The sequence below is a fragment of the Pseudomonas sp. NPDC089743 genome (genome assembly GCF_044748785.1).
Classification (GTDB): domain Bacteria; phylum Pseudomonadota; class Gammaproteobacteria; order Pseudomonadales; family Pseudomonadaceae; genus Aquipseudomonas; species Aquipseudomonas putida_X.
This window is the reverse complement of record NZ_JBIVGS010000001.1, coordinates 428,723-455,131: the sequence shown is the minus strand read 5'-3', so window position 1 is coordinate 455,131 and position 26,409 is coordinate 428,723. Positions and strand designations below refer to the sequence as shown.

Sequence of the window (26,409 nt, the reverse complement as noted above, 5' to 3'; positions counted from 1 at the left end):
TCGATTGCTGGGGCCACCGCTACACGGCCCCGATCAATCCCTGCGCCTTCAATCGCTGCAATGCCCCCTCCATCGTGCGCATACCCTGCGCAGTACCCGCCTGCATCACCGAATTCAATTGCGCCATGCGCCCCTCGCGGATGAGGTTGCGCACCGCAGACGTACCCACCAGCACTTCCCGGGCTGCCACCCGCCCGCCCCCCGGACGCTTGACCAGCACCTGCGCAACGACCATGCGCAATGACTCCGCCAACATCGCCCGCACCAGCGGTTTCTCCTCGGCGGCAAACACGTCCACCAGCCGGTCGACACTACCGGCAGCCGAGCGCGTATGTACGGTTGCCAGCACCAGGTGCCCGGTCTCCGCAGCCCGCAACGCCAGGCGAATCGTCTCCAGGTCGCGCAATTCGCCTATGACGATCACGTCCGGGTCCTGACGCAAGGCGCTGCGCAACCCTTGGGAAAAGTCGCGGCAGTGTCGACCTATCTCACGCTGATTGACCAGGCTTCGCTGGCTGCTGTGGATAACTTCAACAGGGTCTTCGAGGGTGATGATGTGCAAGGGCCGCTGCCGGTTCAGCTGATCGACCAGTGCCGCCAACGTGCTGGACTTACCACTGCCGGTAGGCCCACCGAGCAGAATCAGGCCGTCAGTCCACTGCGCAACAGAACGAAACACATCTTCAAGGTCGAGCTCGTCGAGTGTCGCGATCCGCTTCGGGATCAAGCGAAAGGTGGCCGCCGGGCCATTCAACTGGCGAAACAGGTTCAGGCGAAAGCGCCCAAGCGGGGGCAGTTCCAGTGCCAGGTCCTGCTCGTCACCTTGCGCCCACTGCTGGCGCCGGCGCTCATCGAGCAGCGGCGCCAGGGCATCGGTCAACGCCACAGGCGTCATGCTCGGTAGCGCCATGCGCCGCAGTTCACCCTCCACGCGCAGCATCGGTATCTCGCCCGCGGCCAGGTGCAGGTCGCTCGCCCCTGCATCGCCAGCCCGAGCCAACAGGTCAGTCACGTCCATGAGACTCCCCAACGGCCATCAAGCAGGTAGAATGCCGCTGACTCCTGAGCCAACGGCATCGATCCATGTCCACCATAGCAGACAACCTTCGCGCCCTTGCCGCCCGTATCGATAGCGCAGCCAAGGCGGCTGGACGCGACCCGGCCAGCCTCACGTTGCTGGCAGTCAGCAAGACCAAACCGGCCAGTGCCATCCGCGAGCTGCATGCCGCAGGGGTATGCGATTTCGGTGAGAATTACCTGCAGGAAGCCCTGGCCAAACAGCAGGACCTGCAGGACTTGCCCTTGATCTGGCACTTCATCGGCCCCATTCAGTCGAACAAGACCAAAGCCATTGCCGAGCATTTCGACTGGGTACACTCCGTGGACCGCCTGAAGATCGCCCAACGCCTGTCTGAACAGCGCCCACCCAGCCTGCCGCCACTGAACATCTGCCTGCAGGTGAATGTCAGCGGCGAGGCCAGCAAATCGGGCTGTGCGCCCGAGGACTTGCAGGGCCTGGCCAATGCCGTGGCCACACTGCCCAACCTGCGCCTGCGCGGGCTGATGGCCATCCCCGAACCCAGCGAAGACCGCGCCGAGCAAGAAGCCGCCTTTGCCAGCCTGCGCCAGCTGCAGGAGGGCCTGAATCTTGGCCTTGATACCCTGTCCATGGGCATGAGCCATGACTTGGAAGCCGCCATCGCGCAGGGTGCGACCTGGGTGCGTATCGGCACCGCCCTGTTCGGGGCGCGCAGCTACGGCCCGGTCTGATTCCATGCTTTACTCTCTCTTTCCCTCAAGGACCTGACATGAGCAAGACACGTATTGCTTTCATCGGCGCCGGCAACATGGCTGCCAGCCTGATCGGCGGCCTGCGCGCCCAAGGCCTGGACGCCACGCAGATCCGCGCCAGCGATCCAGGCGCCGAAACCCGCACCCGGGTCCAGGCCGAGCACGGTATCGAGGTATTCGAAGACAACGCACAAGCCATCGCCGGGGCCGACGTGATCGTCCTGGCAGTCAAACCGCAGGTGATGAGAACCGTCTGCGAGGCCCTGCAGCCGAACCTGCAGGATGGCCAGCTGATCGTTTCGATTGCCGCCGGCATCACCTGCGCCAGCCTTCAGGCCTGGCTAGGCGCCCGCCCGGTGGTACGTTGCATGCCCAACACGCCGGCCCTGCTGCGCCAAGGCGTCAGCGGGCTGTATGCCACCGCCGAAGTCACCAGCACACAGCACCAGCAGGCCGAGCAGCTGCTATCGGCCGTGGGCACCGCCTTGTGGCTTGAGCACGAACACCAGCTCGATGCCGTGACAGCGGTTTCGGGCAGCGGTCCGGCCTATTTCTTCCTGCTGATCGAAGCCATGACTGCCGCCGGCGAGAAGCTTGGTCTGCCACGCGAAACCGCTACCCAGCTGACCCTGCAGACCGCACTGGGTGCCGCGCACATGGCGGTGGCCAGCGACGTTGACGCCGCCGAGCTGCGCCGCCGGGTCACTTCGCCAGCCGGCACCACAGAAGCCGCGATCAAGTCGTTCCAGAGCAACGGTTTCGAAGCCATCGTCGAGCAGGCACTGGCCGCCGCGGCGAAGCGTTCTGCCGAGCTGGCCGAGCAATTGGGCAAATAAGGAGTCTTAGATGAATGCATTGTCCGGCGCCGCGATCTTCGTGGTGCAAACCCTGGTCAGCCTGTACCTGGTGATCGTCCTGCTGCGTTTCGTGCTGCAGCTGGTGAAGGCCAACTTCTACAACCCGCTGTGCCAATTCGCGGTGCGTACCACGCAACCGCTGCTCAAGCCGATCCGTCGCATCATCCCGAGCGTCGGCGGCCTGGATACCTCGTCGCTGCTGCTGGCAGTGGTGATCCAGGCTCTGCTGATGGGCTTCGTGCTGATGGTGACCTACGGCACCTTCGGTGATGTGCTGCACCTGCTGATGTGGGCGATCATCGGCATCACCTCGCTGTTCCTGAAGATTTTCTGGGTCGCGATGATCGTCATGGTGATCGTGTCCTGGGTCGCGCCGAACAGCCACAACCCAGCGGCCGAGCTGGCCTACCAGATCAGCGAACCCGTGCTGGCGCCGTTCCGCCGCATCGTACCCAACCTGGGCGGCATGGACATTTCGCCGATCTTCGCCTTCATCGCCATCCAGGTGCTGCAATCGTTCGTCATGCCCCCGCTGGCAGCCTATGCCGGCATGCCACAGGAACTGTGGCGGATGATCTGACCCCTGTTGTTCTCAGCGGCAAGCCTTTGCTTGCCGCTGGGGGTAGCGCTCTTTAGACTTACGCCTCCGTCAAGCGTGAGCAGGGTCGATGTCCACTGTCCTTCCCGAAGATTCCGTCGGTCTGGTTACACCGCAAATAGCCCGGTTCGATGAACCGCTGGCCCTGGCCTGTGGCCGCGCTCTGGCCAGCTACGAGCTGGTCTACGAGACCTATGGCACCCTCAATACCAACGCCAGCAATGCTGTGCTGATCTGCCATGCGCTGTCTGGCCACCATCATGCGGCCGGCTACCACGCTGCCACCGACCGCAAACCCGGCTGGTGGGACAGCTGCATCGGCCCCGGCAAGCCGATCGACACCAACCGTTTCTTCGTGGTCAGCCTGAACAACCTCGGTGGCTGCAACGGCAGCACTGGCCCCAGCAGCGTCAACCCCGCCACCGGCAAGCCGTATGGCGCCGATTTCCCGGTATTGACCGTCGAAGACTGGGTACACAGCCAGGCACGCCTGGCCGATCGCCTGGGCATCCAGCAGTGGGCGGCCATTGTCGGCGGAAGCCTCGGCGGCATGCAGGCTTTGCAGTGGACCATGACCTACCCCGACCGCGTGCGCCATTGCGTCGACATTGCCTCGGCACCTAAGTTGTCGGCGCAGAACATTGCCTTCAACGAAGTGGCGCGCCAGGCCATCCTCACCGACCCTGAATTCCACGGCGGCTCGTTCCAGGACCAGGGCGTGATCCCCAAGCGTGGTCTGATGCTGGCGCGCATGGTCGGGCATATCACCTACCTGTCCGACGACTCGATGGGTGAAAAGTTTGGCCGGGAGCTCAAGAGCGACAAGCTCAATTACGACTTCCACAGCGTGGAATTCCAGGTAGAGAGCTACCTGCGCTATCAGGGCGAAGAGTTCTCCGGGCGCTTCGACGCCAACACCTACCTGCTGATGACCAAGGCGCTGGACTACTTCGACCCGGCGGCGGCCAATGGCGGCGACCTGGCCGCGACCCTGGCCCACGTCACGGCCGACTACTGCATCATGTCGTTCACCACCGACTGGCGGTTCTCGCCGGCTCGCTCGCGCGAGATCGTCAATGCCCTGATGGCGGCACGCAAGAACGTCTGTTACCTGGAGATCGATTCCCCTTACGGGCACGATGCCTTCCTGATCCCCACGCCTCGCTACATGCAGGGTTTCGCGAACTACATGAACCGCATCGCCATCTGAGGACAGCATGAGAGCCGATCTGGAAATCATCCACGACTGGATTCCCGCCGGCAGCCGGGTACTCGACCTGGGCTGCGGCAGTGGCGAGCTGCTGGCTTCGCTGCGTGACCGCAAGCAGGTTACAGGCTATGGGCTGGAAATCGACCCCGACAACATCGCCGCGTGCGTGGCCAAAGGCGTCAACGTCATCGAACAGGACTTGGACAAAGGCCTGGGCAACTTCGCCAGCAACAGCTTCGACGTTGTGATCATGACCCAGGCCCTGCAGGCCGTGGAGTACCCCGACCGCATTCTCGACGAGATGCTTCGGGTGGGCCGCCAGTGCATCATCACCTTCCCCAACTTCGGCCACTGGCGTTGCCGCTGGTACTTGGCAACCAAAGGCCGCATGCCGGTTTCGGACTTCATGCCGTACACCTGGTACAACACGCCGAACATCCACTTCTGCACCTTCGCCGACTTCGAACAGCTGTGCCATGAGCGCCGTGCCAAGGTCCTGGACCGCCTGGCCGTCGACCACTTGCACCGCAACGGGTGGGGCGGCCGGCTTTGGCCTAATCTGTTAGGGGAAATCGGCATCTACCGCGTCAGTAGCCCAGGCCTGCAGGAGCACCCGCTCGCGGTCTGACGCCCAGCAGAGGAATCGCCCCATGCGCCGCCTAGCCCTGTTCCTGATCAGCCTGTGCCTGGCGCTGCCGGCACTGGCGGCCGATGCCGCCAAAGCCGAGCGCAAGGAGGTGTTCGGCGACGTGACGGTGCACTACAGCGCCTTCACCTCCAGCATGCTGCAGCCGGACATTGCCGCCGCCACAGGGCTTGTACGCAGCAAGAATCAGGGGGTGCTCAACATTGCCGTGCTCAAGGCCAGCAAACCCGCCATGGCGGTGGTCAGCGGCACGGTGAAAGACCTCACCGGGCGCAGCAACCCGTTATCGTTCAAGCAAATCACCGATCGCGGCGCGATCTACTATATCGCCCAGTTCAAGATCGACCAGGCCGAGACGCTGACCTTCGACCTGAATGTCGAAACCGGCGGGATCAGTCATAAACTCAGCTTCAACCAGGAAGTGTTCCCAGGCGAATGATGAATCTCCAGCAACTCGTATTGGCCAGCCACAATGCCGGCAAACTCAAGGAACTTCAGGCCATGCTCGGCCAGACTGTACAACTGCGCTCGATCGGTGAGTTCAGCCAGGTAGAGCCGGAGGAAACCGGCCTGTCGTTCGTCGAAAACGCCATCCTCAAGGCGCGTAATGCCGCACGCATTTCCGGGTTGCCGGCGCTGGCTGACGACTCCGGGCTGGCGGTCGACTTTCTCGGCGGCGCGCCAGGCATCTACTCGGCGCGGTATGCCGACGGTAAGGGCGATGCAGCAAACAACGCCAAACTGCTCGAAGCACTCAAGGATGTCCCGCAAGATCAGCGCGGCGCCCAGTTCGTCTGTGTGCTGGCGCTGGTACGCCATGCCGACGACCCACTGCCCATCCTCTGCGAAGGCCTGTGGCATGGGCGCATCATGTTCGAAGCCAGCGGCGATCAAGGGTTTGGCTATGACCCGCTGTTCTGGGTGCCTGAGCGCAACTGCTCGAGCGCCGATCTCGCGCCTGCCGACAAGAACCAGCTCAGCCACCGCGCGCGGGCCATGGTCCTGCTGCGCCAACGTCTGGGCCTGGCATGATCGAAGTGCTGCCCACCCAGCCGCGCCAGCCTGGCGTGGCGGGTTTCGCCACGCTGCCGCCTTTGGCGCTGTACATCCACATTCCGTGGTGCGTACGCAAATGCCCTTACTGCGACTTCAACTCCCACGCGGCCGGGCCTGAGCTTCCGGAAGAGGCCTATGTCGATGCCCTGCTGACCGACCTCGACCAAGAGCTGCCAGCGGTTCAGGGGAGGCCGATTTCGTCGATCTTCTTCGGCGGCGGTACTCCGAGCCTGTTCAGCGCCCATGCCCTCGGCAGGCTGCTGCGCGGCGTGGAGCAACGCATCCCCTTCGCCCCGGACATTGAAATCACGCTGGAAGCCAACCCAGGGACGTTCGAGCAGGAGAAGTTCAAGGCGTACCGGCAAACGGGCATCAATCGCCTGTCGATTGGCGTGCAGAGCTTCCAGCCGGCCAAACTGCAAGCGCTCGGGCGCATCCACAATGGCGACGAAGCGATCCGCGCAGCGGGCATGGCCCGGGCAGCCGGCTTCGACAACTTCAACATGGACCTGATGCACGGCCTGCCCGATCAGTCGCTGGACGATGCGCTGGGCGACCTGCGCCAGGCCATCGACCTGGGGCCGACGCACCTGTCCTGGTACCAACTGACCGTGGAGCCAAACACGGTGTTCTGGAACCAGCCACCGGAACTGCCCGAGGACGACATCCTTTGGGACATCCAGGAGGCTGGCCAGGCCCTGATGGCGGCCCACGGCTACAAGCAGTACGAGGTTTCGGCCTATGCCCAGGCTGGGCGTGCCGCCAAGCACAACCTCAACTACTGGCGCTTTGGCGATTTCATCGGCATCGGCGCCGGCGCCCACGGCAAGCTGACCTTTGTCGATGGGCGCATCCTGCGCACCTGGAAGACCCGCCTGCCCAAGGACTACCTGAACCTGGCCAAGCCGTTCAAGGCCGGCGAGAAGCTGCTGCCGGTGGACGAACTGCCGTTCGAGTTCCTGATGAACGCCCTGCGCCTGACCGATGGCGTGGAAGCCGAGCTGTTCAGCCAGCGTACCGGCCTGCCACTGGCACAGCTGGCTGAGGCCCGCCGCGCCGCCGAACAAAAAGGCCTTTTGCAGGTCGAACCGGATCGGTTGGTGGCCACGCCGCGCGGCCAGCTGTTCCTCAATGACCTGCTGCAGTATTTCTTGACCTAAGGATGACCCATGGACCTGGTACTTGACCTGCTGGCAACGGTTTCCCGCTGGAGCCGTAGCAACCTGTCTGAGATTTCGCTGGCCTTGGTAGGCTGCCTGCTGGTGCTGTTTGGTACCGACATCAAGGGCTGGGTGGAACAACGGCTGGGCGGCCTGGCAGGAGCCCTGCGGGTGCCGTTCATGGCGCTGCTGGTGATGATCGGCAGCGGCGCGGCGTTGATCTATGCCACGCCGTGGGTGGTGAGGGGCCTGAGCCAGTTCAACAACTACGCGTTGGCGCCGGTGCTGTTGGTGGTGCTGGTGTTGATTGGCGTGGTCGCTGATCGGCGGGGATAAAGCTCACTGCAAGCTGCCCCAGCATCAGGGCAGCCCTACCACTGGGCTGCCCATACAGGGTGCGCCGAACTGATCCGCATGAAATCACCCCGGGCCTTGAATGCAAACAAGCCCCGAAGGGCTTGCACAGGCAGATCAGCGCACAATCGAAAGGCTCAAACGGCCAATCAATCCACCTTCTCGAACTTCAAATCCCAAACCCCATGGCCCAAGCGCTCACCACGGCGCTCGAACTTGGTGATGGGACGTTCTTCGGGACGCGGTACATAAGCCCCGTCCGCTGCCAGGTTGCGGTACCCCGGAGCCGCGCTCATCACTTCCAGCATGTATTCGGCATACGGTTCCCAGTCGGTGGCCATATGGAATACGCCACCCGGCTTGAGCTTGCGACGCACCAGCTCGGCGAACTCCAGCTGCACGATACGGCGCTTGTGGTGGCGCGCCTTGTGCCATGGGTCGGGGAAGAACAGCATCAAGCGGTCGAGGCTGTTATCGGCCACGCAGCGGTTGAGCACTTCGATGGCGTCGCAATCGTAGACCCGCAGGTTCTTCAGGCCTTCGGTCAGCACGCCGTTCAGCAGTGCACCCACACCTGGGCGGTGCACTTCAACACCGATGAAGTCTTGTTCAGGTGCGGCGGCGGCCATTTCCAACAGGGAATGGCCCATGCCGAAGCCGATCTCCAGGGTGCGCGGCGCCGAGCGGCCAAACACCTGGTCATAGTCCACTGGGCTGTCGGCCAGCGGCAGGATATAAAGCGGGCCGCCCTGGTCCAGGCCACGTTGCTGGCCTTCGGTCATGCGCCCGGCGCGCATCACGAAACTCTTGATGCGGCGGTGTGGGCGCGCGTCGCCGTCGGTGGTGATCGGCGTATCTTGCGATTCAGTCATCAGTAGCTCTTACTTGATCAGACCATCCAGCGGCGAAGACGCGCTGGCATAGAGTTTCTTCGGCATGCGCCCGGCCAGGTAGGCCATGCGCCCGGCGACGATTGCGTGTTTCATGGCCTCGGCCATCAGCACTGGCTGCTGGGCGTGGGCGATGGCCGAGTTCATCAGCACCGCTTCACAGCCCATTTCCATGGCGATGGTGGCATCGGAGGCAGTACCCACGCCTGCATCGACCAACACCGGCACCTTGGATTCTTCCAGGATGATCTGCAGGTTGTACGGGTTGCAGATGCCCAGGCCAGTGCCGATAAGGCCGGCCAGCGGCATCACCGCGATGCAGCCTGCTTCGGCCAGTTGACGAGCGATGATCGGGTCATCGCTGGTGTAGACCATCACGTCGAAGCCGTCCTTGACCAGCACTTCGGCGGCCTTGAGGGTTTCGATCACGTTGGGGAACAAGGTCTTCTGGTCTGCCAGGACTTCCAGCTTGACCAGGTTATGGCCATCGAGCAATTCACGGGCCAGACGGCAGGTGCGCACCGCTTCGACGGCGTCATAGCAGCCGGCGGTGTTCGGCAAAATGGTGTAACGGTCCGGCGGCAACACGTCGAGCAGGTTCGGCTCGCCCGGGTTCTGGCCGAGGTTGGTGCGGCGCACGGCGACAGTGACGATTTCAGCGCCCGAGGCCTCGATGGCCAGGCGGGTTTCTTCCATGTCACGGTACTTGCCGGTGCCAACCAGCAGGCGCGACTGGAAAGTGCGCCCGGCCAGGGTAAAGGGCTTGTCGCTACGAACGTTGCTCATCAGAGATCCTCTGGAATAGATTGCTGGGCTTGCAGGTGAATCACCAGGCCGGAATCAGCCGCCACCAATGGCGTGCACCACTTCGACCTGGTCGCCGTCGTTGAGCTGCGTGCTGTCGTGCTGACTGCGCGGCACGATATCCAGGTTCAATTCCACTGCCACCCGGCGCCCGGTAAGGTCCAGGCGGGTCAGCAGCGCCGCGACGCTTTCGCCAGCGGGCAATTCGTAGGGTTCACCGTTCAATTGAATGCGCATGCGCACGGCCACCATTGTGCGTTGGGGGCCAGCATTCTAGCGCCGATCAACGCGTTAACCCAAGGGCAGTGCACGCCATTAGTCGTGATTGTGGACCGCTTGGTCAGCCTAAGCGCCATGCCGCCATGCCCAGGCAGAGCCAGCCGGCCAGGAAGCACAAGCCACCGATAGGGGTGATGATGCCAAGCTTGCCCAGCCCGCTCAGGGTCAGCAGGTACAGGCTACCGGAGAACAGCACGATGCCCAGGGCGAACAGACCACCGGCCCAGCCAACCAGACGCCCCGGCAAGTGCGCGGCGAGCAGCGCGACACCGAAGATTGCCAAGGCATGCACCAGTTGATAGGTCACCCCGGTTTGGAAGATGGCCAGGTAATCTGCGCTCAGACGGTTTTTCAGGCCGTGGGCGGCGAATGCGCCCAGGCCGACGCCGGTAAAGCCAAAAAAGGCGGCGAGCATGAGGAAGGTGCGAAGCATGGGACGACTCCTGGGATCGGGTCTGTATAATGGCCCGTTCCACCGGTCCGGCCAAGCTATCGCCATGCTGTCATCCCTACTCCGCCGCCTCGCCCGCGCCCTGCTCTGGTTCGCTGCCGGCAGCATCGTACTGGTGCTGGTGTTCCGCTCGGTGCCGCCTCCCGGCACGGCATTGATGGTCGAGCGCAAGGTGCAGTCGTGGGTCAGTGGCGAGCCGATCGACCTGCAGCGTGACTGGCAGCCGTGGGAGAATATTTCCGACGACCTCAAAGTCGCGGTCATCGCCGGTGAGGACCAGAAGTTCGCCAACCATTGGGGGTTCGACATCCCTGCCATTCAGGCGGCACTGGCCTATAACGAGCGCGGCGGCAGCATCCGGGGTGCCAGCACATTGACCCAGCAAGTGGCCAAGAACTTGTTCCTGTGGCCGGGCCGCAGTTGGCTGCGCAAGGGCCTGGAAGCCTGGTTCACGGCGCTGATCGAGCTGTTCTGGTCGAAAGAGCGGATCCTTGAGGTCTACCTGAACAGTGCCGAATGGGGCAAAGGGGTGTTCGGTGCGCAAGCTGCGGCGCGCTACCACTTTGGTGTCGATGCAAGTCGGCTGAGCCGCCAGCAGGCGGCTCAATTGGCTGCCGTGCTGCCCAGCCCCATCAAGTGGAGCGCCAGCCGGCCGAGCGCCTACGTGGCAAGCCGAGCAGGCTGGATTCGCCGGCAGATGAGCCAGCTGGGTGGGCCGAGCTACCTGATGCAACTGGATGCTTCGCGCAAGCCCTGAATGGAGACGCGGGCTCTAACTGCCCCTTCCACAAGCCGGTAAAGCCTGCACGAACAAAAAAGCCGCTCACCCTGCTACGGGTCAGCGGCTTTTTCAGGCATCAGGCGCCAATCAGGCTGCGATCAACGCTTTTACCTTGTTCATTGCATTCTTTTCCAACTGGCGAATACGCTCAGCCGAAACGCTGTACTTGTCCGCCAGCTCATGCAATGTGGCTTTCTCTTCAGCCAACCAACGCTGGTAGAGAATGTCGCGGCTACGCTCGTCCAGGCCCTGCAAGGCTTCATGCAGGTTGCTGGTGGAGTTGTCGCTCCAGTCAGCATCTTCGAGCTGCACAGCCGGGTCGTAGCGATGGTCTTCCAGGTAATGTGCAGGCGACTGGAAGGCGCTGTCGTCATCCGCCTCTGCTGCCGGGTCGAAGGCCATGTCCTGGCCACTCAGGCGGCTTTCCATCTCACGCACTTCACGCGGCTCGACGCCGAGGCTTTCGGCCACGCGGTGAACTTCATCGTTGTTCAACCAGGCCAGGCGTTTCTTCTGGCTGCGCAGGTTGAAGAACAGCTTGCGCTGGGCCTTGGTGGTAGCCACCTTGACGATGCGCCAGTTGCGCAGGATGAACTCGTGGATTTCAGCCTTGATCCAGTGCACGGCGAACGACACCAGGCGCACACCCATTTCCGGGTTGAAGCGCTTGACCGCTTTCATCAGGCCGACGTTGCCTTCCTGAATCAGGTCGGCCTGGGCCAAGCCGTAGCCAGCATAGCTACGGGCGATATGTACGACGAAGCGCAGGTGGGCCATCACCATTTGCCGAGCGGCCTCAAGATCCTGCTCATAATAGAGACGCTCGGCCAGATCACGCTCCTGCTCGACAGTCAGCAGCGGGATGCTGTTGACCGTGTGCACATAGGCTTCCAGGTTTGCACCGGGAACCAGGGCATAGGCAGGTTGCAACGATGTGGTCATTCAAGAACCTCCGACTTACCAGACTCGTGCCTTGTGAGCACTGCCAACATAGACCTGGAACCAAGGTGCAAGTTCCAAAGATGAAAAATTGTCAATGCTGGCTCAGAAAAACTATCGCGGGGCCAGCTCGTTCAAATGGCGAGCCACCGCAATCCATGCACCGATATACCCCAACAGCACCGCTCCGATCAAGAGCGACAGACCATCGGATGCTGGCACCCCGCCCAGGGAGAAGTCGCTGCCGTAGAGCCCGGACAGCCCTACCACGGCCTCGTTCAGCCAGTTCAGGCCGAAGGCCAGGATACCCCAGGCCAGCAGGCCCGCACCCAGGCCATACAACGCGCCCATGTACAGGAAAGGCCGCCGCACGTAGCTGTCGGTGCCGCCTACCAGCTTGATGACTTCGATCTCGGTACGGCGGTTTTCGATATGTAGACGAATTGTGTTACCGATTACTAACAGCAAGGCAGAAATCAGCATCACCGCCAGGCCGAAGACGAACCGGTCGCCCAGTTTCAGGATCGCCGCCAGGCGCTCCACCCACACCAGGTCAAGTTGTGCGTTTTCAACCCGAGGCAGCTCGGCCAGACGCTGACGCAGCGCTTCCAGGGCGGGCTTATCGACTTCGGTCGGGGTTACCACCACGACACCAGGCAGCGGGTTGTCGGGCAATTCACGCAAGGCTTCGCCCAGCCCCGACTGCTGCTGGAACTCTTCCAGCGCCTGCCCTGGGCTGATGTACAAGGCATCGGCCACCCCAGGCATGCCTTTGATCTCTTCGCGCAGGGCCTCGCCCTCCTTGCTGCCCGCGTCGAGCTTCAGGTACAGGGAAATCTGCGCGGCGCGCTGCCAGGAGCCCCCCAGCTTCTCGACGTTCTTCAACAGCAGCGACAAGCCCATGGGCATGCTCAGCGCCACGGCCATCACCAGGCAGGTGAAGAAGCTGCCGATTGGCTGCTTGCCCAGGCGGCGCAGGCTGTCGGCCAGGCTGGCACGGTGGCTGTCCAGCCAGGCATGCAACAGCGTGCGGAAGTCCGGGCCGTCATCATCATGCTCGCCGCGCTTTTTGCGGGTATCCGCGTCGGCCGCCTTGGGCGCGACACGCTCGGAAACCTTGGGTGTACGTGTAGTGCTCATTGCCCGGCCTCCCCATCGCCGATCAGACGGCCGCGCTGCAAGGTCAGCATGCGGTGGCGCATGCGCGCAATCAGTGCCAGGTCATGGCTGGCGATCAACACCGTGGTGCCCAGGCGGTTGATGTCCTCGAACACCCCCATGATCTCTGCGGCAAGGCGCGGGTCAAGGTTACCGGTGGGTTCGTCGGCCAGCAGCAAGGCGGGCTGGTGGACGATCGCACGGGCGATACCGACCCGCTGCTGCTGGCCAGTGGACAGGTCGGCCGGGTACAGCTCCCCCTTGTCGACCAGCGACACACGCTCCAGCGCCGAATCCACGCGCTTGGCGATCTCTGCCTTGGACAGGCCGAGAATCTGCAGCGGCAGGGCGATGTTGTTGAAAACGGTGCGGTCGAACAGCAACTGGTGATTCTGGAACACCACCCCGATCTGCCGACGCAGGAACGGGATCTGCGCATTGCTGATCTGGCCCAGGTCCTGCCCGGCCAGCATCAACTTGCCGTTGGTCGGGCGCTCCATGGCCAGCAACAGGCGCAGCAAGGTGCTCTTGCCGGCCCCGGAATGGCCGGTGACGAACAGGAATTCGCCCCGGCGCGCCCGGAAACTCAGCTCATGCAAGCCAACATGGCCGTTGGGGTAGCGCTTGGCAACCTGTTCGAATCGGATCATGGGTGCTCTCGCTCGGCAAACAGAGCCTTGACGAACGGCTCGGCTTCGAAGGTGCGCAGATCGTCGATGCCTTCACCCACGCCGATGAAGCGGATCGGGATGTTGAACTGCTTGGCAAGGGCGAAGATCACCCCGCCCTTGGCGGTGCCATCCAGCTTGGTCAGGGCCAGGCCGGTCAGCTCGACGCTCTGATTGAAGTACTTGGCCTGGCTGATGGCGTTCTGGCCAGTACCGGCATCGAGCACCAGCAGCACCTCGTGGGGCGCCTCGGCGTCAAGCTTGCCAATGACCCGGCGAACCTTTTTCAGCTCTTCCATCAAGTTGTCTTTGGTGTGCAGCCGCCCGGCGGTATCGGCGATCAGCACATCGACGCCACGGGCCTTGGCGGCCTGCACGGCATCGAAGATCACCGACGCGGAATCGGCACCGGTGTGCTGAGCGATCACCGGAATCTGGTTGCGCTCGCCCCAGACCTGCAACTGCTCGACTGCGGCAGCACGGAATGTGTCACCCGCCGCCAGCATGACCTTCTTGCCCTCGAGCTGCAGCTTCTTGGCCAGCTTGCCGATCGTGGTGGTCTTGCCGGCGCCGTTGACGCCGACGACAAGGATCACATAGGGCTTGTTCTGCGCCTGGATCTTCAGCGGCTGCTCGACCGGGCGAAGCAGCGCGGCCAGTTCTTCCTGCAGCGACTTGTACAGGGCATCGGCATCGGCCAGCTGTTTACGCGCAACCTTCTGGGTCAGGTTCTGAACGATGATCGACGTCGCCTCGACGCCGACGTCGGCGGTCAGCAAGCGTGTTTCGATCTCGTCCAACAGGTCGTCATCGATGACTTTCTTGCCCAGGAACAGGCTGGCCATGCCTTCGCCAATGCTGGCACTGGTCTTCGACAGGCCCTGCTTGAGGCGAGCGAAGAAGCCGGGTTTGGCAGGTTCGGCATCGGCTGGGGTGATGGCCGCGACGGCCTGTTCGGGGGCCGGGCGCTCGGGAATCGCTGGCGGGGCCTTGGGCTCCAGGTCTGGAACCAGGGCGACCGGCTCTTCGGCAACCGGCAGGACCAGGTTGCTGACCGGGGCTTCGGGGGCTGCGGCCACTGGAGCAGGGCTTTCGAGCGGAGCGGCAGCAGGCTCGGAACGTGCCGGCAGGTCCACCCGCACAGGGGCCGCAGCAGGCTCGGGAACCGGCACTGGCTCAGGGAGCGGAGCAGGCTCTGGGAGCGGGGCCACTTCAGGAGCCGGAGCCGGGGCCGGCTCAGGCACCGGCGCGAGCGCTTGGGCCGGAGCGGGGGCAACGACAGGCGCAGGCTGCGGGGCCAGCACCGGCTCGGCGGGCCTTACCGGCTCAACGGCAGGCGTGGGCGCTTCGCCAGCCACCGGCTCGGCCGCAACCGGCTCAGGCTGCTCGGCGGCAGGCTGCGGCGATACCGGCTCTACTGCCTGCGCATCAGGGGCTTGTGGCTGTTCGGCGACAGGTTGCTGCGGCTTCTTGCGAAACCAGCTGAACAGGCCTTTTTTCTCGCCAGCCTCGGCCGGCGCTTTTTTGTCGTCGTTTGAACCAAACATGGAAGACGGCTATCTCAGGGTAGCGATGGGCCAGCAGCGGCTCATCTGGAATTCTCTAAACGCAGAACAGACTATTTTGTAGCCGGCTGGTTCATGCGCAATGTTTTGTCTTAATGGACCTGCAGGCCAGAACGGCGACAGGCATGGTCGCCAGGCAACCGGATCAGTATCCTAGCACCTCCTGGCCCGCCGACGCTAAACCCTGCAGGCCGCCGAACAGGTTAAACACCTTATGAATGCTCTAGCCCGCCGCGCCGCTGGCGTGTTGCTCGGCACGCTCTGCCTGCCGCTCGCAGCCTTTGCCGCCGATGTGCAACCCACCCACGAATTCATCCTCGACAACGGCCTGAAAGTGGTCGTGCGCGAGGACCACCGCGCGCCAGTGGTGGTTTCGCAGATCTGGTACAAGGTCGGCTCCAGCTACGAGACCCCCGGCCAGACCGGGCTGTCTCACGCCCTGGAGCACATGATGTTCAAGGGCAGCGCCAAGGTCGGCCCCGGCGAAGCTTCGCGCATCCTGCGCGACCTGGGCGCGGAAGAGAACGCCTTCACCAGCGACGACTACACCGCCTACTACCAGGTTCTGGCCCGCGACCGTCTGCCGGTGGCGCTGGAGCTGGAAGCCGACCGGCTGGCCAGCCTGCGCCTGCCGGCCGATGAGTTCAGCCGCGAAATCGAGGTGATCAAGGAAGAGCGCCGCTTGCGTACCGATGATCAGCCAAGCGCCAAAGCATTCGAACTGTTCCGCGCCATGGCCTACCCGGCCAGCGGCTACCACACCCCGACCATCGGCTGGATGGCCGACCTCGAACGCATGAAAGTCGAGGAGCTGCGCCACTGGTACGAGTCCTGGTACGCGCCGAACAACGCCACCCTGGTGGTGGTCGGCGATGTTACCGCCGCCGAGGTCAAAGGCCTGGCGCAGAAATACTTCGGCAGTATCCCCAAGCGCGCTGTTCCGCCGGCCAAGCTGCCGCTGGAGCTGACCGAGCCAGGCCGGCGTCAGCTGACCCTGCACGTGCGCACCCAACTGCCCAGCCTGATCTACGGCTTCAACGTACCGGGCCTTGCGACCGCCAAGGACCCACGCACCGCGCACGCCCTGCGGCTGATCTCGGCCCTGCTCGACGGCGGCTACAGCGCCCGCCTGCCGGCGCGCCTGGAGCGCGGTCAGGAACTGGTGGCCGGCGCCTCGTCCAGCTACAACGCCTTCACCCGCGGCGACAGCCTGTTCCTGATCTCGGCTACCCCTAACGTGCAGAAGCAAAAGACCCTCGCCGATGTCGAGAAAGGCGTCTGGCAGTTGCTCGATGAGCTCAAGACGACCCCACCGAGCGCCGAGGAACTGGAACGTGTACGTGCCCAGGTGATCGCTGGCCTGGTCTACGACCGCGACTCCATCAGCAGCCAGGCCACCACCATTGGCCAGCTGGAAACGGTCGGCCTGTCCTGGAAACTGATCGACAGCGAACTGGACGAACTCAAGCGTGTGACCCCAGAGGACATCCAGGCCGCCGCACGCACCTATTTCACCCGCGAACGCCTGAGCGTTGCCCATGTACTGCCTGAGGAGTCCGCTCATGAGTGATCGCAGCGCACCACGCTACACCCTGATCGGCACAGGCATCATCGCCCTGGTGGTGGCGCTTGCCGCCGTGCTGGCGCGCCCCGCGCATTCCGAAGCCGACAGCACCGCAGCCCGCCCCGCCAATACCCTGCAATCGCTGGCCGAACTGGACGGCAAAGCCCCCAGCCGGCGCCAGCTGAACATCCAGAACTGGACCACCGCCGAAGGTGCACGCGTGCTGTTCGTCGAAGCCCGCGAGCTACCGATGTTCGACCTGCGCCTGACCTTCGCCGCCGGCAGCAGCCAGGACGGCAACACGCCAGGCCTGGCCACCCTGACCAACGCCATGCTCAACGAGGGCATTGCCGGCAAGGATGTGACCGCCATCGCCGAAGGCTTCGAAGGGCTCGGCGCAGACTTCGGCAACGGCTCCTACCGCGACATGGCAGTGGCCTCGTTGCGTAGCCTCAGTGCCAAGGACAAGCGCGAGCCGGCCCTGAAGCTGTTCGCTGAAGTGACCGGCAAGCCGACCTTCCCAGAGGACGCACTCAAGCGCATCAAGAACCAGCTGCTGGCAGGTTTCGAATACGAGAAGCAGAACCCCAGCAAGATCGCCGGCAAGGCGTTGTTGAGCAACCTTTATGGCGAACACCCGTACGGCCATCCAAGCGACGGCACCGCTGAAAGCATCCCGGGCATCACCCTGGAGCAGCTGCGCGCATTCCACGCCAAAGCCTATGCAGCGGGCAACGCGGTAATCGCCCTGGTCGGCGACCTCAGCCGTGAAGAGGCCGAGGCGATTGCCGCCCAGGTCTCCGCCGCCCTGCCCAAAGGCCCGGCACTGGCCAAGCCTGCGCAACCCGTCGAGCCCAAGGCTGGCGCGACCCACATAGACTTCCCATCCAAGCAGACCCACCTGATGCTGGCCGAACTGGGCATCGACCGCCAAGACCCGGACTGGCCAGCCCTGTCGCTGGGCAACCAGATTCTCGGCGGTGGCGCCTTCGGTACGCGCCTGATGAGCGAAGTGCGGGAAAAACGCGGCCTGACCTACGGCGTATACTCGGTATTCAGCCCGATGCAGGTGCGCGGCCCCTTCATGATCAACCTGCAGACCCGTGCCGAACTCAGCGAGGGCACCCTCAAGCTGGTGCAAGGCATTCTTGCCGACTACCTCAAGAGCGGCCCGACCCAGCAGGAACTGGACGACGCCAAGCGCGAACTGGCCGGTAGCTTCCCGCTGTCGAACGCCAGCAATGCGAGCATCGTCGGCCAATTGGGCGCCATCGGCTTCTACGACCTGCCCTTGACCTGGCTGGAAGACTTCATGCAGCAGTCCCAGGCACTGACCGTCGAGCAGGTCAAGGCAGCCATGAACAAGCACTTGGCCGCCGATAAACTGGTGATCGTTACCGTCGGCCCGAGCGTACCGCAAAAACCGCTGCCAGCCCCTACTGACAAACCCGCCGAGCAGCCCCTCGGCGTACCGGAGCACTAATGCCTAGATCCACCCCTCCCGCCCGCTCTCAGCAGGGCCAAAGCAAGGGCCAGGGCCACCTGCGCATCATCGCCGGCGAGTGGCGCAGCCGCCGCCTGGCGGTGCCTGAAGGCGACGGACTGCGGCCGACCACCGACCGCGTGCGGGAAACCCTGTTCAACTGGCTGGCACCCTACATCGAAGGCGCCCGGGTGCTGGATGCCTTCACCGGCAGTGGCGCCCTGGTGCTCGAAGCGTTGTCCCGCGGTGCTGCAGATGCCGTTGCGCTGGACAGCAACCCAGCGGCTATCAGCAACCTGAAGAACAACCTGGAGATCCTGCGCTGCCCGCGCGGGCAAATCCTCCAGACCGACGCCCAGCGCTACTTGCAAGCACCGGCCAAGCAACAGTTCGACGTCGTGTTTCTCGACCCCCCGTTCCATCAGGACCTGCTGGCCAACACCTGCAACCTGCTGGAGCAGAACCAGTGGCTGCGCGAGCAGGCGTGGATCTACACCGAGAGCGAAGCGGCTCCCTCTACCCTGCAAATGCCAGGCAACTGGCGCCTGCACCGCGAAAAAAAGACCGGCCAGGTGCATTACGCGCTGTGGCAGCGCGCCTGACGGCAAGCCGTAATTATGTAACGCAGGCAAGCGCAGAATCTCACCGAAGCTGCTCCTGGTCACCCAACCAGGAGCACTTGAGCAATGCCATCGACTCCACCGTTCACCCTCGACGACACAACCCTGTCAGCCGGCATCGAGTCCATCGCCGATGCCGCCCAGCCCCCGTTGCAGCACTTCACACTGGACAACGGCCTGGCTGTCTACCTGCGTGAAGACCACAGCACCCCGCTCGCCGCGATTCAGCTCCGGTACCACGTGGGCACCAGCCATGAGTCAGCCGGCCATACCAACATCTCGCACCTGCTGGAACACCTGATATTCGAAGGCAGCCGCAAACTTGAGGCGGGCCGATACAGCCAGGTGATAGCACGGCTCGGCGGGGAGGCCAATGCCAATACCATCGATGATGCAACGGTCTACGAAATGCTGTTACCTGCGGCACGGCTACCGGTTGCCCTAGAAATAATGGCCGATGCCATGGAGGGCGCGACCTTTGGCCAGGCAGCCCTGGAGCGGGCAGCCAAAGCCATCGAAGACGAGCGCCGGCTCAAAGTTGACAACGTCCCTGCCCAGCAGGCAGCTGAACGACACAATGCACTTGCACACGGCAGCAGCCCGTATGCAACGGCGACGTTCGGCAACCCGGCAGATTTGCGCAACTTGAGCGTGGAAACCGTGCGCGCCTGGTATCAAAAGTGGTATCGGCCCAATAACGCCACCCTCGTGGTGGTGGGTGCCGTCGATCTTGCCACGCTTGGCCAGCACGTGAGCCGGTATTTCGGCAGCATTGCCAGGGCTGCGCTTGACGCAGTACCCGTCCCCCGGCATGACGCGCACCTGCAGGCGCGAAGCCAGAAGCTGACACTGCCAGGCCGTGATGGTTTGTTCATGTCCTTCAATGTACCCAGCCACGCCACGGCCACCGACGCAACGACAGTGCCTGCCCTGGGCCTGCTCTGCGAGGTGCTTGGCAAAGGGTTCAGCGCAAGGCTCTACAGCGAGTTGGTGCGAGACCGACGGCTGCTCAAGGGCCTCACCCTGGCATATGAGCCAATGGCGCGTGGTGACACGCTGTTGACCCTATCAACCTATATCAACAGTCAAAGGTCTACGCACGAGCAGGCCGAGGAGGCGATCTATACCGCGATCGATACCCTGCGCCATACGCCGCTTTCCACCCAGGAGCTCAAGCGCGCGAAACTGCGCATGCTCACCCGTCGCCTGTTCAGCCACGACAGCATCAGCCTGCAAGCTGACCGCATCGGCGCAGCAGCGGCCGCTGGCCTGCCCCCCTCGCTGATCGATCAAGAAGCCGACAGTATCCGCCACCTCGATAGCGCGACATTACAGCAGGTAGCGTTCGACTACCTGAGCCGCGAAAGGCTGACCATCACTCATCTGCAGGCAGGAGCACCGGCATGAACACATCGCTTACCACCAGCAATATGCCTCTGATTTGCAAAGGCCCCGTGAGCGATACCGCTGTGGCGGCAATGGCCAGGCTGGAGTCCGCGCAAGGCCTTGACCTGGAGCAGCTGCAGCAGTTGCCGGCCCAGATACAGCAATGGCAGACCGACGAAGGCGCCAGGGTCAGCTTCAGCCCGTCCCATGGCCGCCCGATATTCGACATGGCGCTGCGCTTTCGCGCTGGCAGTGCGCTCGATGGCGACAGCCCGGGCCTCGCCGCCCTTGTCCTTTACAGCCTCGATCAGGGTAGCGAGCTTCTGGACGCCGCCCAGTTCGCTCAGGCTATGGAGGGGCTCGGTGCGATCATGGCAAGGCGGGTGAACCAGGACGAGGCGGTGATCACGCTGCGCTGCCTGAGCCTGCCGGCGCTTCGCACAAGCGCCCTGCAACTGCTCACCCAAATGCTGGCACGCCCCGCCTTCCGCGAGGAAGCCGTCGCAGGCATCCGCGAACGACTGCTCAATCACGCTCGCGCAATGGCGTCGAGCCCGGTCTATGGGGTGTCCCCGGCGATCATGAGCCATGTGTTCGATGGCCATCCCTACGCCACCCATTGGGCTGGCACGCCTGAAAGCCTCGAGCGGATCGACGAGCAGCAAATGCGGGCTTTCCACCGACGCGCCTACTCTGCCAACAACCTCGATATCGGCCTGGTGGGCGACCTGTCGCGTGACGAGGCGCAAACCCTCATCACGGAACTCCTTCAGGCGCTACCGCAACACTGGGCGGGACAGGCCCCACCACCGGCGCCGTTGCCAGAGGCCCTTACCCGGCATCAACCACACACCGCAAGTACCACACTGGCCACGCTGGCGCTGCTGTTGCCCACATCCCCCGACAAGCCGGGGTATGCAGCGCTGACCATGCTCGATGAAATCCTCGGCAGCGGCTACGAGTCGCGCCTTACACAAGAGCTGCGAAGCCGACGTGCCTTGACCTACAGCATCCACTCATCGCTCACCCCCTTCGATGCGGCGAGCCTGCTGCAGATTCAATGGGACATCGCACCCGAATACCGAGATGCCTCACGTGAGCTGGTTTCAGGGATGCTGGCCTGCCTGCGCGAGCATGGCCCAAGCCAGGCGGAGTGCGACATGGCGCGCAACCAGATAGCAGGCAGGTTGCATCGCACCCTGGTGAGCAACGCAGAGCTGGCCAAGAGCCTGGCAACCTCCAGCCACCTGGGGCAACCCGCCGATCACTTTGCGACCTATGTCCAGCGCCTGGCAGCGCTGACACCCATGGACATTCGCGAAGCCGCCCGGATATGGCTGCCCCCTGCGCAGGAAGTATTCATCACTGTCGGCCCGGCCCCTGCGCAACAACCTTTGCCCGAACCGACCTGACCGACCAATAGCGCGGGTACAACGGCGGTATTTCATGGCAATCTAGGACGGCACAACACGAGTCGCCCAGCATGCCCAGCCTTACCGCCACGTTCCGCCCGGCCACCGGGTTATCCAACCCTCACCTGCAAACCCTTTGGGGCCCGCTGTGGCGCAAGCTGCCTGCGCTTGAGCGCAAACGCGAGCGCCTGTGGCTGGCCGATGGTGACTTCATCGACCTCGACTGGCACGGGCCGCACCAGCCAGATACACCGCTGGTGCTGGTGCTGCACGGCCTGACGGGCTCGTCCCATTCGCCCTATGTCAAAGGCCTGCAGCAGGCGCTCGATGCCCGCGGCTGGGCCAGCGTTGCGGTGAACTGGCGCGGCTGCTCTGGCGAGCCGAACCTGCTGCCACGCAGTTACCATTCCGGGGCCAGCGGGGACCTGGCCGAGGTGGTCGCCCATCTGCGTGCCCAACGCCCGCTGGCCCCTTTATATGCCGTCGGCTATTCGCTGGGCGGCAATGTACTGCTCAAGTACTTGGGTGAAAGTGGCAGCGCCAGCCAATTGCAGGCGGCCGTGGCGGTTTCCGTACCGTTTCGCCTGGATCAGTGCGCCGACCGCATCGGCCAAGGCTTTTCGAAGGTCTATCAGGCACATTTCATGCGCGAAATGATGGCCTATGTGCAGGTGAAGCAGCGGCATTTTCGTGCTCAGGGCCATCATGAAGGGCTTGCCGCACTCGACCGCCTCGGATCGTTGCGCAAACTGCGGACCTTCTGGGATTTTGACGGCAAAGTGACCGCGCCACTCAACGGCTTTGACGATGTACACGACTACTACCGTCGCTCATCGAGCCGCTACTACCTCGGGGAGAACCGCACGCCGACGCTGATCATCCACGCAAACGATGATCCGTTCGTGTCCCGCCACAGCCAGCCCACGCCGAGCGAGCTGGCACCGCAGACTCAGTTCGAGCTGCATGAGCGGGGTGGGCATGTGGGCTTTGTCGAGGGCAGCCTGCGAAACCCGGGGTATTACCTTGAGCGGCGGATTCCGCAGTGGCTGGTGGATGGGCGATGAACCCGCGGCTCAGTCGCCCGTGGCAACCTGATGCGCGGGATCATTGATCCACTCACTCCACGATCCGGCATACAGCCTGCCCAGCGGATACCCCGCCAACGCCAGGGCAAACAGGTTATGGCAAGCCGTCACGCCCGAGCCGCAATAGGCCACCAAACGTTCCGCTGAACGCCCCCCCAGCTTCTCGGCAAAGCGCTGCCTGAGCTGCTCTGGCGCCAGGAAGCGCCCCTCTTCGTTCAGATTGTCGGTGAATGCTGCGCACTGAGCGCCGGGTATATGCCCGGCCACTGGGTCGATCGGCTCCACATCCCCACGAAAACGCGGCAAGGCACGCGCATCGATCAACGTCAGCTCGGGGCTTGCTAGCTCGGTGACCACGTGCTCGGCGTCAATCAGCAGCTTGGTATCCGGCTTGCCGCTGAACGTCCCCTCATACCGTGCTGGCGCGTCCAGGCTCAATGGCTGGCCCGCGGCGTGCCAGGCCTTGAGGCCTCCGTCGAGAATGGCCACACCGGTGCGTTTGCCCAACCAGGCCAGCAGCCACCAGGCACGGGCGGCAAAGGCACCAGGCCCGTCGTCGTACAGCACCACCTCGCTGTCATTGTCCAGCCCCCACTCACGCAGCCGCTCGACCAGCCGCTGCGGATCAGGCAAGGGATGGCGGCCGGTCTGGCCCTTGATTACCGGGCCACTCAGGTCGCGCTCCAGGTCGGCGAAGTGGGCCCCGGCTATATGCCCCTCGGCATAGCTGCGTTGGCCATAATCCGCGTCTTCCAAGGCAAACCGACAATCGAGGATCACCAGCTTGGGCGAGCCCAGACGCTCGGCCAGTTGCTGCGGGGTGATCAATTGCGCAAGAGGCATGACAATCTCCTGATCGATGGCACGAAGGCTCTGGGCTATCGCTCCAGGGCCTGGTTGAACGGAACATGGAATTCATGGCACAGGGCATCCACGGCACTGCGGGCGTTGGCGGTGACGAAGCCGAGTTCCAGTACCAGCACCTGATACACGCCACGCTTGAAGGCTTCTTCACCCAGATGAGCGGAGTGCTCCCGCGTGGTGCTGAGAAAGCGGACCCAAGAGGTCAGTACGATCCAGGCGTTGATGGTCAGCGATTCGATCTGGGCAGGGGCCATGACCAGAATGCCGGCCTCGACGAAGCCCCGGTAGATCGCCTGGCCCTGGCGCAGGCAACGTTCGGAAAAGCGTCGGTAACGGGCAGCCAGCTCAGGGTCGCTGTCGAGCAGGTGCTCGAGATCACGGTGCAGGAACCGGTAGTTCCACATCGCTGCGAGCAATGCCTTGAGGTAGAAGCGCTTGTCTTCGACGGTAGCGGCGCGGCCCTGCGGGGGGCGCAGGAAGCTGTCCACCAATTCTTCATACTGGCTGAACAACAGGGCGATGATCGCCTGCTTGTTGGGGAAGTGGTAGTAGAGGTTGCCGGGCGAAATCTCCATGTGCGCGGCAATATGGTTGGTACTCACGCTACGCTCGCCTTGTTGATTGAACAGTTCAAGGCTGTTCTGCACGATGCGCTCTCGGGTCTTGATGCGCGGGGCCATGCTCAGCTCCCAGTCTGCAGGCTTTCGGTAAGGGGTTCATCTTACGGTGTAACAGGGCCCGGATGCACCGTGCGCCGGCGCGAAAAAAATCGCACCATCGTACCGATTAGAGTATAGGCTCTAGAGATTCTCAGCCCCTATGGGAGCCGCCGTGACTTCTCCTATCGCCTTGCCCCCTCTGCAGTTCGACACTGAATTGACAAGCACATTCACTGCCCAGCGCAAGGCATTTGCCGGCAACCCCATGCCGCCGCTGGCCCAACGCCGGCAATGGCTGAAAAGCTTGCGCGAAGCATTGCTGGCGGATCGACAACGGCTGATAGAGGCGATCGATGCGGATTTTTCCGGGCGCAGCGCCGACGAAACCCTGTTGGCCGAGCTACTGCCCTCCGTACAGGGGATTCGCCATGCCGAACGCCACCTCAAGGGCTGGATGCGACCCGCCAGGCGAACCGTCGGCCTGGCCTTCCAGCCCGCCAGCGCCCGCGTGCTGTACCAGCCGCTGGGGGTGGTTGGCATTATCGTGCCGTGGAACTACCCGCTGTTTCTCGCCATCGGCCCGCTGACGTGCGCCCTGGCCGCCGGCAACCGCGTGATGCTCAAGCTCAGTGAGGCCACCCCTGCCAGCGCCCTGGCGCTCAAAGCCTTGCTTGAGCAGGTATTCCCCCACGACCTGGTCAGCGTGGTGCTGGGTGATGTGGAAGTCGGCCAGGCATTTGCCCGGCTGCCCTTCGACCATCTGCTGTTCACCGGCGCCACCAGCGTCGGCCGCCAGGTCATGCTGGCGGCTGCACAGAACCTGACCCCGGTCACACTGGAACTCGGCGGCAAGTCACCGGCCATCATTTCGTCCAGCGTGCCGCTCGATAGCGCCGCCGAGCGTATCGCATTCGGCAAGACCCTCAATGCCGGCCAGACCTGCGTCGCCCCAGACTACGTCCTGGTGCCACGCGAGCGCCTGAACGCCTTCAGCGAGGCCTACCGCAGGGCGGTCCACCGGCTGTACCCGCGCATCGCCGACAACCCCGACTACAGCGCCATCATCAATCCGAGGCAATTGCAGCGCCTGCAACAGCTGGTGGACGACGCCAGCAGCAAGGGCGCGCAGGTCATCGACCTGTACCCGGACGAGCCTCGCCAGGGCAGGCGCCTGCCGCCGCACGTGCTGCTGGAGGTGAATGACAGCATGCAGGTGATGCAGGACGAAATCTTTGGCCCGCTGCTGCCGGTAGTGCCCTATGACAGCCTCGACGGTGCACTGGCCTACATCAATGAACGGCCACGCCCACTGGCGCTGTACTACTTCGGCTACGACCATGCCGAGCAAGAGCATGTGCTGCAGCGCAGCCACTCCGGTGGAGTCTGTATCAACGACACACTGCTGCATGTCGCTCAGGACGACCTGCCGTTCGGCGGCATCGGCCCTTCGGGCATGGGCCACTACCACGGCCGTGACGGCTTCCTGACCTTCAGCAAGGCCAAGGCGGTGCTGGCCAAGCAGCGCCTGAACGCCGCGCGCCTGATTTACCCGCCATATGGCAAGGCGCTGCAGCGCCTGGTCTACACACTGTTCATCCGCTGAGGTCTGGGCCATGCAACGTCGTGACCTTCTGCGCTTCAGCCTGGGCGCCAGCGTGTTTCTGGCCAGTGCCAGCCTGGTCGGCTGCAGCCCGCAGGGGCGTGCTACCGGGTACCAGGTACTGCGCGATGACGACCTGCCATTGCTACGGGCACTGATCCCGGTGGTGCTTGCCGGTACGTCGGCAAGCGCAACACTCGTGCTGCCCAGGCTGGACGACAAACTGGCGGCACTGTCCCCGCCAATGCTCAAGCTCACCCGGCAACTGTTCGATGTGCTCAGCCTGCCGCTGACCCGCGGCCCACTGACTGGGGTCTGGGGCGCCTGGGACCTGGCGGGTGAACAGCAGATAGCGGCGTTTCTGCAACGCTGGCAGAGCAGTTCCCTGAACCTGCTGCGCATGGGGCACGCGTCGATCGTGCAACTGCTGACGATGGCCTGGTATGAATGCCCGGAAAGCTGGGCCGCCTGTGGCTACCCGGGGCCACCGAAAATCTGAACAACAACAACAACAACAACAACAACAACA

29 protein-coding genes are annotated in these 26,409 nt (G+C 63.5%); 18 read left to right on the top strand and 11 right to left on the bottom strand.

The window, feature by feature from the left end; translation table 11 throughout:
* Positions 1-19: 19 nt before the first annotated feature.
* Positions 20-1,018: a type IV pilus twitching motility protein PilT gene (locus tag ACIPZC_RS02200; RefSeq protein WP_400624558.1), complete on the bottom strand. Its 999-nt coding sequence runs from the start codon at positions 1,016-1,018 to the stop codon at positions 20-22.
* A 65-nt stretch (positions 1,019-1,083) separates the two neighbouring features.
* Between ACIPZC_RS02200 and ACIPZC_RS02195 the strand changes: the two genes are divergently transcribed.
* From ACIPZC_RS02195 to ACIPZC_RS02155, 9 genes are all read left to right on the top strand, one after another.
* On the top strand, positions 1,084-1,770 hold the full coding sequence (locus ACIPZC_RS02195; RefSeq protein ID WP_400624556.1) for a YggS family pyridoxal phosphate-dependent enzyme: 687 nt from the start codon (positions 1,084-1,086) through the stop codon (positions 1,768-1,770).
* A gap of 38 nt (positions 1,771-1,808) precedes the next feature.
* Positions 1,809-2,627: a pyrroline-5-carboxylate reductase gene (gene proC, locus ACIPZC_RS02190; RefSeq protein ID WP_400624554.1), complete on the top strand. Its 819-nt coding sequence runs from the start codon at positions 1,809-1,811 to the stop codon at positions 2,625-2,627.
* Positions 2,628-2,637: 10 nt separating this feature from the next.
* Positions 2,638-3,228 carry a YggT family protein gene (locus tag ACIPZC_RS02185; RefSeq protein WP_400624552.1) on the top strand — a complete coding sequence of 197 codons (591 nt, stop codon included), beginning with the start codon at positions 2,638-2,640 and terminating at the stop codon, positions 3,226-3,228.
* Between the two features lie 88 nt (positions 3,229-3,316).
* The gene (locus tag ACIPZC_RS02180) at positions 3,317-4,456 is read left to right on the top strand and encodes a homoserine O-acetyltransferase (RefSeq protein ID WP_241805088.1); all 1,140 of its coding nucleotides are present in this window, start codon (positions 3,317-3,319) and stop codon (positions 4,454-4,456) included.
* A 7-nt stretch (positions 4,457-4,463) separates the two neighbouring features.
* Positions 4,464-5,084, top strand: a complete 621-nt coding sequence (gene metW / locus ACIPZC_RS02175; protein WP_241805087.1) for a methionine biosynthesis protein MetW — start codon at positions 4,464-4,466, stop codon at positions 5,082-5,084.
* A gap of 22 nt (positions 5,085-5,106) precedes the next feature.
* Entirely contained in the window at positions 5,107-5,541 is a 435-nt protein-coding gene (locus tag ACIPZC_RS02170) for a DUF4426 domain-containing protein (protein ID WP_267820322.1), read from the top strand.
* Positions 5,538-6,134 carry an RdgB/HAM1 family non-canonical purine NTP pyrophosphatase gene (rdgB, locus tag ACIPZC_RS02165; RefSeq protein WP_046787037.1) on the top strand — a complete coding sequence of 199 codons (597 nt, stop codon included), beginning with the start codon at positions 5,538-5,540 and terminating at the stop codon, positions 6,132-6,134. Before ACIPZC_RS02170 ends, rdgB begins: the two co-directional genes overlap by 4 nt.
* Positions 6,131-7,318 (top strand): radical SAM family heme chaperone HemW, encoded by a 1,188-nt coding sequence (hemW, locus tag ACIPZC_RS02160; RefSeq protein WP_400624549.1) that lies wholly within the window; start codon positions 6,131-6,133, stop codon positions 7,316-7,318. The genes rdgB and hemW overlap by 4 nt, the downstream gene beginning before the upstream one ends.
* Before the next feature lie 9 nt (positions 7,319-7,327).
* Complete coding sequence (locus ACIPZC_RS02155) at positions 7,328-7,654, top strand: DUF3392 family protein (protein ID WP_241805084.1); 327 nt, start codon at positions 7,328-7,330, stop codon at positions 7,652-7,654.
* Between the two features lie 167 nt (positions 7,655-7,821).
* Here the strand turns inward: ACIPZC_RS02155 and trmB are convergent, their stop codons facing one another.
* The 4 genes from trmB to ACIPZC_RS02135 all read right to left on the bottom strand — a co-directional run bounded on the left by trmB (position 7,822) and on the right by ACIPZC_RS02135 (position 10,078).
* Positions 7,822-8,544: a tRNA (guanosine(46)-N7)-methyltransferase TrmB gene (gene trmB, locus ACIPZC_RS02150; protein WP_400624546.1), complete on the bottom strand. Its 723-nt coding sequence runs from the start codon at positions 8,542-8,544 to the stop codon at positions 7,822-7,824.
* A 9-nt stretch (positions 8,545-8,553) separates the two neighbouring features.
* A complete protein-coding gene (locus tag ACIPZC_RS02145) occupies positions 8,554-9,348 on the bottom strand; it encodes a thiazole synthase (RefSeq protein WP_008092966.1) in 795 nt (264 codons plus the stop codon).
* 54 nt (positions 9,349-9,402) lie between these two features.
* Entirely contained in the window at positions 9,403-9,603 is a 201-nt protein-coding gene (thiS, locus tag ACIPZC_RS02140) for a sulfur carrier protein ThiS (RefSeq protein ID WP_400624544.1), read from the bottom strand.
* Between the two features lie 103 nt (positions 9,604-9,706).
* Entirely contained in the window at positions 9,707-10,078 is a 372-nt protein-coding gene (locus tag ACIPZC_RS02135; RefSeq protein ID WP_241805082.1) for a DUF423 domain-containing protein, read from the bottom strand.
* Between the two features lie 64 nt (positions 10,079-10,142).
* Between ACIPZC_RS02135 and mtgA the strand changes: the two genes are divergently transcribed.
* Positions 10,143-10,853 (top strand): monofunctional biosynthetic peptidoglycan transglycosylase, encoded by a 711-nt coding sequence (gene mtgA / locus ACIPZC_RS02130; protein ID WP_400624542.1) that lies wholly within the window; start codon positions 10,143-10,145, stop codon positions 10,851-10,853.
* Positions 10,854-10,964: 111 nt separating this feature from the next.
* On the opposite strand, the gene rpoH is transcribed toward mtgA, so the two are convergent.
* The 4 genes from rpoH to ftsY all read right to left on the bottom strand — a co-directional run bounded on the left by rpoH (position 10,965) and on the right by ftsY (position 15,189).
* The gene (gene rpoH / locus ACIPZC_RS02125; RefSeq protein WP_012312302.1) at positions 10,965-11,819 is read right to left on the bottom strand and encodes an RNA polymerase sigma factor RpoH; all 855 of its coding nucleotides are present in this window, start codon (positions 11,817-11,819) and stop codon (positions 10,965-10,967) included.
* Between the two features lie 111 nt (positions 11,820-11,930).
* Positions 11,931-12,956 carry a permease-like cell division protein FtsX gene (gene ftsX, locus ACIPZC_RS02120; protein ID WP_241805081.1) on the bottom strand — a complete coding sequence of 342 codons (1,026 nt, stop codon included), beginning with the start codon at positions 12,954-12,956 and terminating at the stop codon, positions 11,931-11,933.
* The gene (ftsE, locus tag ACIPZC_RS02115) at positions 12,953-13,624 is read right to left on the bottom strand and encodes a cell division ATP-binding protein FtsE (RefSeq protein WP_400624540.1); all 672 of its coding nucleotides are present in this window, start codon (positions 13,622-13,624) and stop codon (positions 12,953-12,955) included. The genes ftsX and ftsE overlap by 4 nt, the downstream gene beginning before the upstream one ends.
* Positions 13,621-15,189: a signal recognition particle-docking protein FtsY gene (gene ftsY / locus ACIPZC_RS02110; RefSeq protein ID WP_400624538.1), complete on the bottom strand. Its 1,569-nt coding sequence runs from the start codon at positions 15,187-15,189 to the stop codon at positions 13,621-13,623. Before ftsY ends, ftsE begins: the two co-directional genes overlap by 4 nt.
* A 232-nt stretch (positions 15,190-15,421) precedes the next feature.
* Here ftsY and ACIPZC_RS02105 point away from each other — a divergent pair, with 232 nt between their 5' ends.
* From ACIPZC_RS02105 to ACIPZC_RS02080, 6 genes are all read left to right on the top strand, one after another.
* Positions 15,422-16,777 (top strand): pitrilysin family protein, encoded by a 1,356-nt coding sequence (locus tag ACIPZC_RS02105; protein ID WP_241805078.1) that lies wholly within the window; start codon positions 15,422-15,424, stop codon positions 16,775-16,777.
* A complete protein-coding gene (locus tag ACIPZC_RS02100) occupies positions 16,770-18,254 on the top strand; it encodes a M16 family metallopeptidase (RefSeq protein WP_400624536.1) in 1,485 nt (494 codons plus the stop codon). The genes ACIPZC_RS02105 and ACIPZC_RS02100 overlap by 8 nt, the downstream gene beginning before the upstream one ends.
* Entirely contained in the window at positions 18,254-18,856 is a 603-nt protein-coding gene (gene rsmD, locus ACIPZC_RS02095) for a 16S rRNA (guanine(966)-N(2))-methyltransferase RsmD (protein ID WP_241805076.1), read from the top strand. The genes ACIPZC_RS02100 and rsmD overlap by 1 nt, the downstream gene beginning before the upstream one ends.
* A gap of 84 nt (positions 18,857-18,940) precedes the next feature.
* On the top strand, positions 18,941-20,281 hold the full coding sequence (locus tag ACIPZC_RS02090; RefSeq protein WP_400624534.1) for a M16 family metallopeptidase: 1,341 nt from the start codon (positions 18,941-18,943) through the stop codon (positions 20,279-20,281).
* Positions 20,278-21,672, top strand: coding sequence for a M16 family metallopeptidase (locus ACIPZC_RS02085; RefSeq protein ID WP_400624532.1), 1,395 nt, complete (start codon positions 20,278-20,280; stop codon positions 21,670-21,672). The genes ACIPZC_RS02090 and ACIPZC_RS02085 overlap by 4 nt, the downstream gene beginning before the upstream one ends.
* Before the next feature lie 71 nt (positions 21,673-21,743).
* Positions 21,744-22,736: a hydrolase gene (locus tag ACIPZC_RS02080; RefSeq protein WP_349975934.1), complete on the top strand. Its 993-nt coding sequence runs from the start codon at positions 21,744-21,746 to the stop codon at positions 22,734-22,736.
* A 9-nt stretch (positions 22,737-22,745) separates the two neighbouring features.
* On the opposite strand, the gene ACIPZC_RS02075 is transcribed toward ACIPZC_RS02080, so the two are convergent.
* Positions 22,746-23,600, bottom strand: a complete 855-nt coding sequence (locus ACIPZC_RS02075) for a sulfurtransferase (RefSeq protein ID WP_400624529.1) — start codon at positions 23,598-23,600, stop codon at positions 22,746-22,748.
* A 35-nt stretch (positions 23,601-23,635) separates the two neighbouring features.
* Positions 23,636-24,301: a TetR/AcrR family transcriptional regulator gene (locus ACIPZC_RS02070; protein WP_241805071.1), complete on the bottom strand. Its 666-nt coding sequence runs from the start codon at positions 24,299-24,301 to the stop codon at positions 23,636-23,638.
* Between the two features lie 151 nt (positions 24,302-24,452).
* On the opposite strand from ACIPZC_RS02070, the gene ACIPZC_RS02065 reads away from it, so the two are divergent.
* Together ACIPZC_RS02065 and ACIPZC_RS02060 are read left to right on the top strand one after the other, a co-directional pair.
* Positions 24,453-25,883 carry a coniferyl aldehyde dehydrogenase gene (locus ACIPZC_RS02065; protein ID WP_400624527.1) on the top strand — a complete coding sequence of 477 codons (1,431 nt, stop codon included), beginning with the start codon at positions 24,453-24,455 and terminating at the stop codon, positions 25,881-25,883.
* Between the two features lie 10 nt (positions 25,884-25,893).
* Positions 25,894-26,379: a twin-arginine translocation pathway signal protein gene (locus ACIPZC_RS02060; protein WP_400624525.1), complete on the top strand. Its 486-nt coding sequence runs from the start codon at positions 25,894-25,896 to the stop codon at positions 26,377-26,379.
* The last annotated feature ends 30 nt before the right edge of the window (positions 26,380-26,409 follow it).

Bases quoted from the DNA above. Each gene is read 5' to 3' on its own strand.
- rsmD (WP_241805076.1), top strand. From the start codon at position 18,254: ATGCCTAGATCCACCCCTCCCGCCCGCTCTCAGCAGGGCCAAAGCAAG.
- rpoH (WP_012312302.1), bottom strand. From the start codon at position 11,819: ATGACCACATCGTTGCAACCTGCCTATGCCCTGGTTCCCGGTGCAAAC.
- ACIPZC_RS02105 (WP_241805078.1), top strand. From the start codon at position 15,422: ATGAATGCTCTAGCCCGCCGCGCCGCTGGCGTGTTGCTCGGCACGCTC.
- ftsX (WP_241805081.1), bottom strand. From the start codon at position 12,956: ATGAGCACTACACGTACACCCAAGGTTTCCGAGCGTGTCGCGCCCAAG.
- proC (WP_400624554.1), top strand. From the start codon at position 1,809: ATGAGCAAGACACGTATTGCTTTCATCGGCGCCGGCAACATGGCTGCC.
- ACIPZC_RS02145 (WP_008092966.1), bottom strand. From the start codon at position 9,348: ATGAGCAACGTTCGTAGCGACAAGCCCTTTACCCTGGCCGGGCGCACT.
- thiS (WP_400624544.1), bottom strand. From the start codon at position 9,603: ATGCGCATTCAATTGAACGGTGAACCCTACGAATTGCCCGCTGGCGAA.
- ACIPZC_RS02195 (WP_400624556.1), top strand. From the start codon at position 1,084: ATGTCCACCATAGCAGACAACCTTCGCGCCCTTGCCGCCCGTATCGAT.
- ACIPZC_RS02180 (WP_241805088.1), top strand. From the start codon at position 3,317: ATGTCCACTGTCCTTCCCGAAGATTCCGTCGGTCTGGTTACACCGCAA.
- ftsY (WP_400624538.1), bottom strand. From the start codon at position 15,189: ATGTTTGGTTCAAACGACGACAAAAAAGCGCCGGCCGAGGCTGGCGAG.
- ACIPZC_RS02200 (WP_400624558.1), bottom strand. From the start codon at position 1,018: ATGGACGTGACTGACCTGTTGGCTCGGGCTGGCGATGCAGGGGCGAGC.
- rdgB (WP_046787037.1), top strand. From the start codon at position 5,538: ATGATGAATCTCCAGCAACTCGTATTGGCCAGCCACAATGCCGGCAAA.
- ACIPZC_RS02135 (WP_241805082.1), bottom strand. From the start codon at position 10,078: ATGCTTCGCACCTTCCTCATGCTCGCCGCCTTTTTTGGCTTTACCGGC.
- hemW (WP_400624549.1), top strand. From the start codon at position 6,131: ATGATCGAAGTGCTGCCCACCCAGCCGCGCCAGCCTGGCGTGGCGGGT.
- mtgA (WP_400624542.1), top strand. From the start codon at position 10,143: ATGCTGTCATCCCTACTCCGCCGCCTCGCCCGCGCCCTGCTCTGGTTC.
- ACIPZC_RS02085 (WP_400624532.1), top strand. From the start codon at position 20,278: ATGAACACATCGCTTACCACCAGCAATATGCCTCTGATTTGCAAAGGC.
- ftsE (WP_400624540.1), bottom strand. From the start codon at position 13,624: ATGATCCGATTCGAACAGGTTGCCAAGCGCTACCCCAACGGCCATGTT.
- metW (WP_241805087.1), top strand. From the start codon at position 4,464: ATGAGAGCCGATCTGGAAATCATCCACGACTGGATTCCCGCCGGCAGC.
- ACIPZC_RS02155 (WP_241805084.1), top strand. From the start codon at position 7,328: ATGGACCTGGTACTTGACCTGCTGGCAACGGTTTCCCGCTGGAGCCGT.
- ACIPZC_RS02090 (WP_400624534.1), top strand. From the start codon at position 18,941: ATGCCATCGACTCCACCGTTCACCCTCGACGACACAACCCTGTCAGCC.
- ACIPZC_RS02080 (WP_349975934.1), top strand. From the start codon at position 21,744: ATGCCCAGCCTTACCGCCACGTTCCGCCCGGCCACCGGGTTATCCAAC.
- ACIPZC_RS02060 (WP_400624525.1), top strand. From the start codon at position 25,894: ATGCAACGTCGTGACCTTCTGCGCTTCAGCCTGGGCGCCAGCGTGTTT.
- trmB (WP_400624546.1), bottom strand. From the start codon at position 8,544: ATGACTGAATCGCAAGATACGCCGATCACCACCGACGGCGACGCGCGC.
- ACIPZC_RS02100 (WP_400624536.1), top strand. From the start codon at position 16,770: ATGAGTGATCGCAGCGCACCACGCTACACCCTGATCGGCACAGGCATC.
- ACIPZC_RS02070 (WP_241805071.1), bottom strand. From the start codon at position 24,301: ATGGCCCCGCGCATCAAGACCCGAGAGCGCATCGTGCAGAACAGCCTT.
- ACIPZC_RS02185 (WP_400624552.1), top strand. From the start codon at position 2,638: ATGAATGCATTGTCCGGCGCCGCGATCTTCGTGGTGCAAACCCTGGTC.
- ACIPZC_RS02075 (WP_400624529.1), bottom strand. From the start codon at position 23,600: ATGCCTCTTGCGCAATTGATCACCCCGCAGCAACTGGCCGAGCGTCTG.
- ACIPZC_RS02170 (WP_267820322.1), top strand. From the start codon at position 5,107: ATGCGCCGCCTAGCCCTGTTCCTGATCAGCCTGTGCCTGGCGCTGCCG.